At 70.4% G+C, this 12,122-nt stretch carries 11 protein-coding genes and 1 pseudogene; 5 read left to right on the forward strand and 7 right to left on the reverse strand.

Going from position 1 to position 12,122, the window contains the following annotated elements:
- The coding region (locus tag ADBZ6I_RS11860; protein WP_526384034.1) for a CocE/NonD family hydrolase at positions 1-1,221 on the reverse strand (1,221 nt) is incomplete at its 3' end.
- A gap of 140 nt (positions 1,222-1,361) precedes the next feature.
- Between ADBZ6I_RS11860 and ADBZ6I_RS11865 the strand changes: the two genes are divergently transcribed.
- Positions 1,362-1,781: a VanZ family protein gene (locus ADBZ6I_RS11865; protein WP_526384036.1), complete on the forward strand. Its 420-nt coding sequence runs from the start codon at positions 1,362-1,364 to the stop codon at positions 1,779-1,781.
- A gap of 52 nt (positions 1,782-1,833) precedes the next feature.
- Positions 1,834-2,406 carry a hypothetical protein gene (locus ADBZ6I_RS11870; protein WP_526384038.1) on the forward strand — a complete coding sequence of 191 codons (573 nt, stop codon included), beginning with the start codon at positions 1,834-1,836 and terminating at the stop codon, positions 2,404-2,406.
- 1 nt (position 2,407) lies between these two features.
- On the opposite strand, the gene ADBZ6I_RS11875 is transcribed toward ADBZ6I_RS11870, so the two are convergent.
- Genes ADBZ6I_RS11875 through ADBZ6I_RS11890 form a run of 4 tightly spaced genes read right to left on the reverse strand, consistent with a single transcriptional unit; the run spans position 2,408 to position 7,539 of the window.
- Entirely contained in the window at positions 2,408-3,034 is a 627-nt protein-coding gene (locus ADBZ6I_RS11875) for a carbonic anhydrase (RefSeq protein ID WP_526384040.1), read from the reverse strand.
- Positions 3,035-3,062: 28 nt separating this feature from the next.
- Entirely contained in the window at positions 3,063-3,434 is a 372-nt protein-coding gene (locus ADBZ6I_RS11880) for a P-II family nitrogen regulator (protein WP_526384042.1), read from the reverse strand.
- Positions 3,431-6,004 carry a putative inorganic carbon transporter subunit DabA gene (locus ADBZ6I_RS11885; RefSeq protein ID WP_526384044.1) on the reverse strand — a complete coding sequence of 858 codons (2,574 nt, stop codon included), beginning with the start codon at positions 6,002-6,004 and terminating at the stop codon, positions 3,431-3,433. Before ADBZ6I_RS11885 ends, ADBZ6I_RS11880 begins: the two co-directional genes overlap by 4 nt.
- A complete protein-coding gene (locus tag ADBZ6I_RS11890; protein ID WP_526384046.1) occupies positions 6,001-7,539 on the reverse strand; it encodes a proton-conducting transporter transmembrane domain-containing protein in 1,539 nt (512 codons plus the stop codon). Before ADBZ6I_RS11890 ends, ADBZ6I_RS11885 begins: the two co-directional genes overlap by 4 nt.
- Before the next feature lie 119 nt (positions 7,540-7,658).
- Here ADBZ6I_RS11890 and ADBZ6I_RS11895 point away from each other — a divergent pair, with 119 nt between their 5' ends.
- From ADBZ6I_RS11895 to ADBZ6I_RS11905, 3 genes and pseudogenes are all read left to right on the forward strand, one after another.
- Positions 7,659-7,958, forward strand: a complete 300-nt coding sequence (locus tag ADBZ6I_RS11895) for a helix-turn-helix transcriptional regulator (protein ID WP_526384048.1) — start codon at positions 7,659-7,661, stop codon at positions 7,956-7,958.
- Positions 7,924-8,340: a hypothetical protein gene (locus tag ADBZ6I_RS11900; RefSeq protein ID WP_526384050.1), complete on the forward strand. Its 417-nt coding sequence runs from the start codon at positions 7,924-7,926 to the stop codon at positions 8,338-8,340. The genes ADBZ6I_RS11895 and ADBZ6I_RS11900 overlap by 35 nt, the downstream gene beginning before the upstream one ends.
- A 71-nt stretch (positions 8,341-8,411) precedes the next feature.
- Positions 8,412-8,645: pseudogene (locus ADBZ6I_RS11905) on the forward strand (DUF6671 family protein); the annotation flags it as partial.
- Here ADBZ6I_RS11905 and ADBZ6I_RS11910 read toward each other — a convergent pair.
- Together ADBZ6I_RS11910 and ADBZ6I_RS11915 are read right to left on the reverse strand one after the other, a co-directional pair.
- A complete protein-coding gene (locus ADBZ6I_RS11910) occupies positions 8,599-11,562 on the reverse strand; it encodes a bifunctional [glutamine synthetase] adenylyltransferase/[glutamine synthetase]-adenylyl-L-tyrosine phosphorylase (RefSeq protein ID WP_526384052.1) in 2,964 nt (987 codons plus the stop codon). The pseudogene ADBZ6I_RS11905 and the gene ADBZ6I_RS11910 overlap by 47 nt on opposite strands.
- A 28-nt stretch (positions 11,563-11,590) precedes the next feature.
- Positions 11,591-12,122 (reverse strand): type I glutamate--ammonia ligase (locus ADBZ6I_RS11915; RefSeq protein WP_526384054.1); only part of this gene is annotated, 532 nt, incomplete at its 5' end.

Raw genomic sequence — 12,122 nt, forward strand, 5'->3', positions numbered from 1 at the left:
CCCGCCGTAGGAGCCGCCCGACATGCCCACCCACGGGTCGTTCGGCTGGTCCAGCTCGGTGGGGGTCGCCGCGGCAATCCAGGACACCAGGGCCGAGACGTCCCGGCCCTCGTAGAACGGGTTGTTCAGTTGCAGCACCCCGCCGGAGTCGAACTCACCCCGGGGATCCCAGCTGACGACGTTGTACCCGGCATCCCGCAGCGTCCCGACCCCCAACGTCTCGTCGATCGTCGGCGGGACGGTGCCGCAGCTGCCGCAGCTGGCGTACGGATCGGTCCAACCGCCACCGGCCAACCCCGACCCGTTGAGCACCGCAGGCGCCACCTGGCCGGCCTGCAGGCCAGCCGCCGGGAAGAAGTTCATGCTGATCGGAGCGCCGTCGAACGAGGCCACCCGGTAGGTGAACGCCACCGGAGTAGCGCCGGGAGCCAGCTTCTCGACATCCACGGCTACGCTCACCAGCAGCGCGCTCCCGATGATCGGCGCGAGCAGCGCGCCGACGAACGGGGTGGCCTGCAGCAACCCGATCACCGGCGCGGCAAGCCCGCCGAACAGCGGAATGCCGGTGACGAACGCGTCGAACTCGGTCACCTCGCTGATCCGGACGTCGAACAACTCTGTTCCTTTGGCACTGACGGCCGGGGTTCCGCCAACCTGCCAGGTCGCATAAGGGAGCACGGTGAAGCTCTGCGCGACGTGCGATGCGGTGGGCACCGTGCCCAGCGACAGCTTGCCCCCGTTGGAGCCGCGCGACGCCGTGTAGGTCAGCGGTAACCCGCGCTGGCTGCTCGCGTTCAGACTGCCCTGGATGATGCCGTCCACCATCGTTACAGATGGATCTGCCGTCAGGCCGCTGGCAGAAAATGCCGGTGGCGCTTCGGTTTCCAGGACCGGCTCCATCTCCACGGCAACCGCGACTGGAGCATCGGCTGTGCCAACGTCGGCGACCACGGGTGCCGTCGCCGCGGCCGGTGACCCGTCGTTACGGCCCCTCGGGGCGGCCGGTCGCGTCGAGGAACCTGGCCGTTGGCCCCTCGCCGCGGCCGGCTCGGCCGCGGCACCCGACTCGTCGGCTCCGGCAGCGGACCCGGTGACACCTCCACCTCGTCCGGGCGCTGAGGTTTCCGCCCAACTGACCGCCGGGCCGCACAGCAACGCCGCACCCACCCCGAGCAGCACCGCCGCACCACACACCCGACCCGCAAACAGCGACTCGTCCATGACAATCCCCCCGAGCACCACGCTTTTGAACCTGACGAGAGCCTATGGCCAAAAAATGCGCTTGTGAACTCGCTTCTCGCGCCTGCACCATCGCTGTGGATTGATGAAGTGCATGCGCGGGTGGGCCCGTCGCCGTTGCGGTGTGGTTCGGTAGTCGGATGCCCGGTCGACAGCAGACGGTCCGACAGAAACGCGCGACGGCCCTGTGGCTGGCGCTGTTTTGTTGGGCCGGCGTCGTTCTATATCTATCGTCGCTAAGTCCGGCCGAGTTGCCGGAAGCGGCGTTCGCGTTCGGGGACAAGGTCAATCACTTCGCGGCCTTCGCCGTCGGCGGGTGGTTGGCCGCCTCGGCTCTGCGCGCCTCCCGCCCGCAGATTGGCGGCACCCGCGTGGTCACCGAGGCGATTCTGCTCGTCGCGGCGTTCGGGGCTCTCGACGAGGCCCTGCAGACATGGACGCCCGGCCGCGTTGGGGGCGACGTTCTCGACTGGACCGCCGACGCGCTCGGCGCCACCGCCGGAGCATTGCTGAGCCGGCTGCGACGTGCGGATACCGGCTAACGACACCGCTGAGGTGAGACACTCGGCGTAGCCACATCAGCAAGGAGTGCACATGAAACTTACCGCGGCGGCGGCGATATCCGGACTGATCACCGTGAGCCTCGGCGTCGCGGTGGCGCCCGCGACAGCCGCCGACACCGACGTCACGGGCACCTATGCCTTCACCGCCGGCGACGGCGAGAGCGCCACCTGGACGTTGACGCCATGCGGCGGCAACGCCCCGGGATGTGTGCGGGTCTCCGAAGCCGGCAACGCCAAGCGCGCCCGGTGGAGCGCCGATGCGCACATCTCGGTGGGCTCATGGATTCTGTTCGTCGAGCAACCGGACGCGATCCTGTGCGCAGACGGCACCGCGGCACCGGGTGTGAACACCTACTCCTGGGACGCCGTCGGGCTGGCCGGTAACGCCAGCATCGTGAACAAGGGCGCGTGCGGGGCCAAGACTTCCAACGTATCCATCCCCTTCACACTGAGCCGGATCGGCGCCGCCGAGGCGGCACCACCCGTCGCCGCCCCGCCGGTGCCCGCCGGTGCGCCAGTCCCGGCTGTCGCACCCGCGCCGGCCGGTCCGCCGCTCCCGGCGGAGTCGCCGGCAGCGGCGGTGGCCGCGCCGGTCGCCGGCTGACTCAGACGCACTCCAGCAGCGCGCCGTCCACCTCACCGACCGCGCCGATGGTGGCGTGGACCGCGATGCTGCCGCCGGTGGAATCCGTTGTGATGCAGACGATCGCGAGTTGACCGGCGTCCACCTGCCGGGCGATCACCGGAGACCGCTCCAGCAGCCCAAGACCGGTGTCGGCGATGTGCGCCGACGTCAGTTCGGCCAGGGACTCCGCGCCCGCGCCCCGGCGCACGATGGAACCGATCGCGTTCTCGACGACAGTCCTGGCCGCGCCGTCCGGAATCACCGTGTCGGTCCAGGCCCGCATCGCGGCCCGCATCGCCGGGCAGTCCTGATGACCGAGCACCACGATCAGCGGCACGCCCAGGCTCTCCACGGCGTACTCCAGTGTGGCCAGCACACCGGTGTCGACCACATGACCCCAGGTGCTGATGTCGACCAGCGAACCCACAGGCTGACCGAAGACCGCTTCGTTGGCAAAACAGGTGTCCGCGCAACGGAACACCGCTGCCACCGGCTGTTCGTCGAGCGCTGCGTCCGCGGTGTCGCGGAAAGCCGTGGGTCGGTCGGCCCCGGCCCGCAGCCGCTGCCAGGCGACCAGCGGATCGATGGTGGAGGCAGTAGTGGACATAACGGTGTTCCTCTCTTGTGGTCGCTGGCTAGCTGAAGTACTCGGGGCGGCTGACGAAGGTCTCGGTCACGAACATCACGCCGGAGGAGGCGTCGAGCAGTGGCCGCAGCCCGGCCAGCAGAGCCTCGGTCTTGTCTTCGGGCACCACAGTGATGATCAGTTCCAGTGCGGCCTGCTGGTTGAACAGCAGCCGGCCCTGGTGGTAGCCGCTGTGACCGAGGCCAGACACCCCTGACAGACTGGTGAATCCGGTGGCGCCGACGCTCTTGATGAGCTCGCGCACCGCCGATGCATCGCTTCCCGAGACGACGACCTCGATCTTGGTCATCCTGGTCAGCGCACGGGCCGACCCTGAACTCGGTGCCGGGTTCGACGCGGGGGCCGAGGTGGGTGTTGTCATGGAACCATCTCCTCATCCAGAGTGTTTGCGGGGCTGTGTGTTTCGGTCCAGGGCCGCCATCCGGCCCGGGTCCAGCGCTGCCACGGCTGCCCGGGTTTTTCCCGGGCCGCCATTGCCAGCCAGTCGTTGCCGAACAGTTGTTGCAGCACGGGGTTGCGTTCGACGATCATGTCGATCCGCTCAAGGGGCGCCTGGACCGCCGCGAGCAGCCGGAGCGGTTCGTGCAGCAGGCGCTCGCCGTCGCAGACCGACTGCCAGGGCAGACCCAGTTGCAGATCCCCGGTGTGCCCGGCGATGACGCCGGCGCCGCCAACCACGTTGTGAATGGTCTTAGTGCCCGCGCCGAAGACCCGCGGAGCCACAGTGGAGAAGTAGTACTGGCTGTTGATCCACTGCGCGACCACCAGCGGGGCGGTGAGGATGGTCTCCAGCGCCAAACCCTCCGGGTCCACCTCGGCCTCGTAGGAGTGCAGAAAGGTGCGACGCTGCAGGTCCAGTCCGCGGGTCACCGTCCGCGGGGCGACGATGAAGGCCGCGTTGCCGGCCAGGCCCCATTCCGGGTACACCTGCGCCCAGTCCGAGGAGCGGGTGACCACATGGCGCGCGGCCCGGCCCGGAGCCGGTGTGCGGGCCGCACCCGGAAGCAGCGCGCACCGCTCGGCGGCCAGCTGAGCGCCTGCCGTGCGCAGGTCGGCGTCGAGCCGCTCGATGTCAGCGGCGTTCTTCTCCGGCACCAGGTGCAGGTCCAGCAGGGTCACCCGGTCGACCGCGGTGTCGTGTTGCGCTGCGACGAACCAGGTTTCGACCGGGATGTCGATGCCGATACTGCGCAGCCCGTTGCGGATCTCGGGCCGGTTGAGGATCGCCACCGCCGTGCGGGCGTTGGGCGCCCCGGCCTGGCCGCCGCAGGCGCCGCAGTCCAGCGAGGCCTGGTAGGGATTGTTCTCGGTGGTGCTGCCGTGCGCGCACAGCACCACCAGCCGGCCGAAGCCGCGGGTCAGGCCCATGGTGGTGAGCGCCACCTGGGCGAACAGCACCTGGTCCTGGTGCGGCATGGCGTCCAGATCGATCACCGTCGGAGCGGGCGGGGCGGCGGCGTCGCGCAGGCGGCGCCGGATGCCCGCGGTCAACGCGGGGGTCAACGTCTTGGCCGCCGCTAAGGGTGCGGCCACCCAGCCGGCCGCCTCGGCCAGTGTGAACGGGGCGGCGAAGGCCTCCTTGGCGCTGTGGAAGGCCGACTCGGCGCCGGCGAGGCCGGCGATCCCGGCCGCTCGGCGTTCCGCGGCGCCGGCATCCTCGGGCATCCTGGCTTCGCTGATCTCGTGGTTGGGCGAGATGAGCACCGGGCACAGATCCAGCGGTGTGCCGCCGAGGAGGTCGGTGTAGCGGATGGCGACCGCGAAGAAGCCTGCGAATCCCAGGGTTTCGTAACCGCCGAGGGACTCCAGCTGCCGCCGAAGGCCCTCCGAGCGGGTGTCGATGCAGCTGACCAGCTGGGTGTGCGCCGGGCCGGAGGGAGCCGGGTCCAGGGCCCCCGACGACAGGTTGGACAGCAGATCGTCCCGATAGTGCGCTTCGAAGGCGTTCTGCCACAGCAGTTCCCGCGCCGTCACCGGCAGCGCGGCCAGCACCCGGGCGGCGGCGGCGATGTCGGCGTCATCGGCGTGGCGGACACCCAGCACGTCGAGCAGATGGGTGGCGCGCTGACGTGCCGGCGGGATGCCGAACCGCTCGTCGGCGTCCTGCGGGCCGGTGGGGCCGCGATGGTGCGCCAGCAGCACCGCCTCGTAGTTCAGGCGCATCGCGAGGTACTCCAGGACGTCGATTCCCATGTCGCGGCCGGCGCACCACTGCACATGCGCGGCCCACCCCGGCATACGGGTGAGATGCGCCTGCAGGTAGACGATCCGGCTGTCGTCGTCGACCCCCAGCCGGCCCAGGGCGGCCAGGACGGCGTCGTCGGCGCGGTCGGCGACCCCCCGCAGGTCCTTGCGCGCGGCCCGGGACAGCGTGCGGTCACTGGGTGTCAGCGCCCGCCAGGCGGCGTAGAAGCCCTTCTCCCGGCCCGGCATCGGCCAGGCGGCTCCGCCGAAGAAGGCCGCGCACCATTTCGCGGTCTGGGCGTCAACCTGGTCGGCAACCCGGGGAGCCTGCTGTTCGGAGCGAATCGTGAAGCGCCGGTTCGGTTTCGGGCTGCCCGTACCGTGCAGCATGTCGGTGCGGAGCAGTTCCAGCGGACTGATCAACCGGCCACCCAGGCGCAGCTCCGGTTCCCGGGAGAGGTTGGGATAGCGCAGGCTCAGCGCCCGATCGAGGTCGGCATCGGTGATACGGCCTTCGCCGTGCAGCTGGCGAAAAGTCAGCTCCCCCAGCGTGCCTGGCATTCCGTAGAGGTCGCCGGCCCGCCGCAGGGCCTGCTCGAAGGGCATCGACTCCAGACCTGCCAGCGGGTTGACCGCGATGAAGGTCTCCAGCGGGTAATGGGTCGGCAGCACCCGGGCGGCGAGGTTGACGTCGGTGCGCAGCCGGGCCCGCCGGGTGCCCGGTGCGGTGGAGGTGGTGCCGGTCATGAACGTGCTCCTGTCGATTGGACGGGCGAGGACTGCCAGGCCGGGACGTGCCCGGCGGCCAGGGCGCTGGTGTAGAGGGCGTTGCGGAACCGCTCGGCCCGCGGGGCGCGGCGGACCAGGACCAGCGCGCCCAGTCCCAGCGCTGCGGCGGCGGTGATGGCCCAGACCGCGCCGACCGGCAGTGTCGAAGGTGGCAGTGCCGGGGTCAGGAAGCCGCTGACCGCGGTGATGACCGCGACGTAGGCCACAGCGGCCGGGATGAGGAAGGCCGCGGCCGTGAGCACCCCGGCCGGTCCGGGCCGGCGCTGCAGCCAGCCCCAGGTGACCGCGGCGCCGGTTGCCCAGGCGAAGATCAGCAGCGCCTGCTCGGCGGCGTGCCCGTCGGAGCCCAGCGGTGTGATGGCCAGGCCGGCGCCCAGCGCGGCGCCGGGCAACCCGACCGCCGCCAGGCCGTGCGCCAGCTTCTGCGCGCCGGACACCGGAGGCAGCGGCGGCAGGGTGTCGTGGCGGCGACGGGCGGCCACGGCTGACCCCGAGGACAGGAAGAGCGTGGCTTTGTAGAACCCGTGCGCCACCAGGTGGATGACCGCGGCGGCCCACAGTCCCAGGCCGCAGGTGAGGATCATGAAGCCCATCTGCGCGGTGGTGGAGTGCGCCAGCGCGCCCTTGACGTCAGGCTTGACCAGCATCACCGCCGCGCCGTAGGCCATCGTGGCGGCGCCGGCCGTGACCGTCAGCGCGCGGGCCAGGTCGTCGGAGGCCAGCGGGGCGAGGCGGATCAGCAGGATGCCTCCCGCGTTGACCACACCGGCGTGCAGCAGGGCTGAGACGGGGGTGGGGGCGGCCAGGGTGGCCGGCAGCCAGCGGTGGAAGGGAATCTGCGCCGACCGCGACAGCGCGGCAATCACCACCAGCAGGCCCAGGATGGGCAGCAGCGGTCCGCTGAACTGCCCCGCCGCCGGCTGGTTCAGGTCGATCCGGCCCCAGGAGGCGGTGGCCGCCGCCACCCCTGCCCACAGCGCGACGTCGCCGATCAGGAAGGCGACGGCGGTGCGGCGCACACCGTCCCTGGCCGCCGGGAGGTGCCAGTAGGTGCCGAGCAGCAGGCACAGGGCGACGCCGGCCAGCGTCCAGCAGATCGCCAGGGTGATCAGGGTCGATGCCGTGGCGAGACCGGCGGACGCGCTGGTGAGCAGCCCGGCGCCGCCGGCGAACCAGCCGGCCCTCGGGTCACCGGCCAGGTATCGCACCGAGAAGGACTGGACGATCGCGCTCACGCCGAAGACCAGCAGTAGCAGCACCGCAGCCAGCCGGTCGACGGTGAACTGCAGGCCCAGCAGTCCCGCGCTGACCGTGTGCCCTGTCGCCGAACCGGCCGCCATGGCAGCCGCTGCCAGGAATCCCAGGCCCGCGGTGAGCGCTCCGGCCCGGGCGATCTGCCGCGGTGCCCGCCGCCCGAACAACACGGCAAGGCCTGCGACCAGGGCTGGCGCCGCCAGGGTCGCCATCAGTCCGCTACTCGTGATGTGCAACATGCGAGTTAAATTACGTGTGTTGTATTGCGTATGTCAAACTTTACTAATGGCGATTCGTTACTTTGCGATTGCTAGCATGCCGAGTCAGCGGATTGGTCCGGCTTATCTAGACTTTTGGTATGAACCAGTGGACGTTCTTGACGAACCACGCCCACAGCCTGATCTGCATCGCACGCGAACCCGACCTCCGCTTGCGCGACGTGGCCGAGCGGGTCGGTGTGACCGAACGCGCCGCGCAGCGCATCGTCAGCGATCTCGTCGACGCGGGATACCTCGAACGCCAGCGCGACGGGCGCCGCAACAGCTACCGGGTCCGGCTCGACCTGCCCATGCGGCACCCGGTCGAGCGCGGCCACGACATCGGCGAAATCCTGGCGGTCCTCAGTGACACCACACTCCACGACGGGCAACCGGTCTGAGCCGTACTCCGGCAGCCTGATCGCCGTCGGCACCAACCACGGCAAGCAGCACCAGTTCGCACCGGCGTTCAGCGCAGTGCTGGGCGCCCGGTTGGTGACGCCACCGGGACTCGACACCGATCAATTCGGCACCTTCAGCGTGGAGACACCCCGATCCGGCACCGCCGTGCAGGCCGCCCGTTCGAAGGCCCGGCTCGCGCTGACCCTCCTCGACCTGCCCCGCGGCGTGGCCAGCGAGGCCAGTTACGGCCCGCTGCCCGGCGGCTGGTTCGGGCATCAGGAAGATTCTGCTGTTCTGCGACACCGAGCTCGGCGTCGAAGTGATCGAGGGTCATCGCACCACGTCGGTTCCCGGTGTCGCGAACCGCGTATCCGGGGCTGACGATCTATCCGGCCCGCTGCTGGCAGGCCTTCGGGGTCAGGCCTTGATCGTCCGGCCGTCCGAGCCGACGGCGGGTGCTGGCGGCACTGGCCACCAGACTGGCGCACCGGCTGGCCACCCGCTGCCCGGCCTGCGCGGCGCCGGGGTTCGGCCGGGTCGACGCGCAGCCCGGCCTTCCGTGCCGGGCCTGTGCGACGCCGACACCTCTGCTGGGCAACGAGATTCACGCCTGCGCGGTGTGTTCGCACGTTTCGGGCCTCAGCTCCCGAACACTTTGTTCACAACGGCTTTCGCGCGCCGGGTGACCCGCAGGTAGTTGTCCAGGAACTCGCCGCCGTCGCCGTCCTTCCAGCCCGCCGCCACCGCCACCGCGTTGAGCTGGCGACCGAGACCGGGCAGCTGGTCGGTGGGCCGGCCCCGCACCAACACCAGGGCGTTGCGGGCCCGGGTCGCCGTCAGCCAGGCCTCGCGCAGTTGAGCCAGGTCCTCCTCGGGAATAAGGCCCGCCTCGCCGATCGCGTCGAGCGTCCCCAACGTGGACGTGTTGTGCAGCGCGGGAAACTCATGCGCGTGGCGCAATTGGATCAACTGCACGGTCCATTCGACGTCGGCCAGGCCGCCGCGGCCCAATTTGGTGTGGGTGTTCGGGTCCGCGCCCCGCGGCAGCCGTTCGGCGTCGACGCGGGCCTTGATCCGGCGGATCTCCCGCACCGCCTCCGGCGAGATCCCACCGTGGGGGTAGCGGATCTTGTCGACCATCGCCAGGAACCGGACCCCCAGATCGGGATCTCCCGCCACCGGACGAGCCCGCAACAGGGCCTGCACTTCCCACGGTTGAGCCCATTGGGCGTAATAGGCGGCATACGAGCCCAGGGTGCGGACCAGCGGCCCGCTGCGGCCCTCGGGGCGCAGATTCGCGTCGACATCCAGTGGCGGATCGTCGCTGGGGGCGCCCAGCAGTGCCCGCACCTGTTCGGCGACGGTCACCGACCACTTGACCGCCCGGGTCTCGTCGGCTCCGGGGGCGGGTTCACAGACGAACATGACGTCCGCGTCGGAGCCGTAGCCCAGCTCACCGCCGCCCAGGCGGCCCATCCCGACCACCGTGATCGCCGCGGGGGGCGTCCCGTGGGAGATGTTGTCCCCGATCACCGTCTCCAGGGCGCACTGCAGCACTGCCACCCACACCGATGTCAGTGCGGTGCAGACCTGTTCGACGTCGAGCATGCCCAGCAGGTCGGCGGAGGCGACCCTGGCCAGTTCGCGGCGGCGCAGGGTGCGCGCGGCGGCGATCGCGCGGGCAGGTTCGGGGTGACGGCCGGCCGAGGCGATCAACGCCCGCGCCACTCCGTCGGGCTCGACGTCGAGGAGTTTGGGGCCGGTGGGGCCGTCGGCGTACTGCTGGATCACCTCCGGTGCACGCATCAGTAGGTCGGGAACGAACGCGGAGGTGCCCAGCACCCGCATCAGGCGCTTGGCCACCGCGCTCTCGTCGCGCAGCGTGCTCAGATACCAGCGTTGTTCGGCCAGTGCCTCGCTGATCCGGCGGTAGGCCAGCAGGCCACTGTCCGGATCGGGAGTGTCGGACAGCCAGTCGAGCAGGCGCGGCAACAGCACCGCCTGCACCCGGCCGCGGCGTCCGCTGGAGTTGACCAGCACGCTTAGGTGGGTGAGTGCGCTCTGCGGGCCCTCGTAACCCAGTGCGGCAAGCTGCCTTTCGGCGGCCCCGGCCGACAGCCCGGGTGTGAATCCCAACGACGAGCCGACCGATTCCAGCAGCGGTTGGTAAAACAGCTTGGCGTGCAGCTTGGACACCCGGACGTTCTGGCGCTTGAGCTCTTCGCGCAGCACGCCCAGCGCGTCGTGGGTGCCATCGGGCCGCATGTGCGCGGCCCGGGCCAGCCAGCGCAGCCCTTCGTCGTCGTCGGGCGCCGGCAGCAGATGGGTTCGCTTGAGCCGCTGCAGCTGCAACCGGTGCTCCAGCAACCGCAGAAACTCGTACGAGGCGGTCAGGTTCGCCGCGTCGTCGCGGCCCACGTAGGCGCCGGCGCCCAGCGCGGCAAGGGCATCCACGGTGGAGGCGACGTGCAGTGAGGAGTCGGTGCGGCCGTGCACCAGTTGCAGCAGCTGCACCGCGAACTCGACGTCGCGCAGGCCGCCGGTGCCCAGCTTGATCTCCCGGTCGCGGACTCCGGCCGGAACCAGCGACTCCACCCGCCGGCGCATAGCCTGGACCTCGGGCACGAAATCCTCACGCTCGCAAGCGGTCCACACCATCGGCATCAGGGCGTCGATGTAGCGGCGGCCCAGCTCGGCGTCGCCGACGGCCGGCCGCGCCTTCAACAGCGCCTGGAACTCCCAGGTCTTGGCCCACCGCTGGTAGTAGGCGATGTGCGAGTCCAGCGTTCGCACCAGGGCGCCGGCCTTACCCTCCGGGCGCAGGGCCGCATCCACCTCGAAGAAGGCATCCGACGCCAGCCGCATCATCTCCCCCGCAACCCGGGTGGTCACCGGGTCGGCGTCCTGCCCGACGAAGATGACGTCGACGTCGCTGACGTAATTGAGTTCGCGCGCACCGCATTTGCCCATCGCGATGACGGCCAGCCGGGGCGGCGGCTCGGATGTGCACACGTCGGCGACAGCCACCTGCAGAGCCGCGTCGAGCGCGGCGTCGGCCAGGTCCGACAGGTGCGCCCCGACGGTGGTGAACTGCAGCACCGGCTCGTTCTCCACCGTCGGCGCCAGGTCCAGGGCGGCCAGCACCATCAGCTGATCGCGGTAGAGGGTGCGTAGCTTCGGCATGACTGCCGTTGGCTCCGGGCCGAATTCGGCGATGCGATCGGTGAACGCCCGGCGCAACTGCTCGGGCGTCGGCAGACTCACGTCACCGTCGAGCAGCCGCCAGGACTGCGGGTTGGCCACCAGGTGGTCGGCGAATGCCAGCGACGAGCCGAGCACCGCGAAAAGCCGGCCACGCAGGCCGGGGTCGGCCACCAGTGCGGCGTCGAGTTCGCGCCAGCCGTCGCCGAGCGCTTCGGACAACCGCACCAGGGCGTGCAGGGCGATGTCGGCGTCGGGAGTTCGGGACAACGACCACAGCAACTCGATGTAGGCCTCGGTGTCCCAGCCCAGTCCGGCCAACTGCGCAGCGGCCGTCGGTTGCACCAGTCCGAGCCGTCCGACGCCCGGGACGCGGGGGCGCTGAGTCGCGGGTTTGGCCACCCTCATGACGCTACAGAGATAGGTGACGCTAGAGAGACAGGTAGTGCTTGAGTTCGAACGGCGTGACGTTGCTGCGGTACTGCTCCCACTCGGCGCGCTTGTTGCGCAGGAAGTAGTCGAAGACGTGCTCGCCGAGCGCCTCGGCGACCAACTCGGACTTCTCCATCTCCCCCAGTGCCACCCCCAGGCTCGAGGGCAGCTCCCGGTAGCCCATCGCCCGGCGCTCTTCGGGCGTCAGGGTCCAGACGTTGTCCTCGGCCTGCGGACCCAGCACATAGTTCTTCTCGATGCCGCGGAGTCCGGCCGCGAGCAGCACCGCGAAGGTCAGATACGGGTTGCATGCCGAATCGGGGCTGCGCACCTCCACGCGCCGGGAAGCGGCCTTGCGTGGGGTGTACATCGGGACCCGCACCAGCGCCGAGCGGTTGGCCGCGCCCCAGGACGCCGCCGTGGGGGCCTCCCCGCCGTGCACCAGCCGCTTGTAGGAGTTCACCCACTGGTTGGTGACGGCACTGATCTCGGTGGCGTGCTCCAGAATCCCGGCGATGAACGACTTGGCG

This window comes from Mycobacterium sp. (assembly GCF_044342925.1).
In the GTDB taxonomy this organism is placed as follows: domain Bacteria; phylum Actinomycetota; class Actinomycetes; order Mycobacteriales; family Mycobacteriaceae; genus Mycobacterium.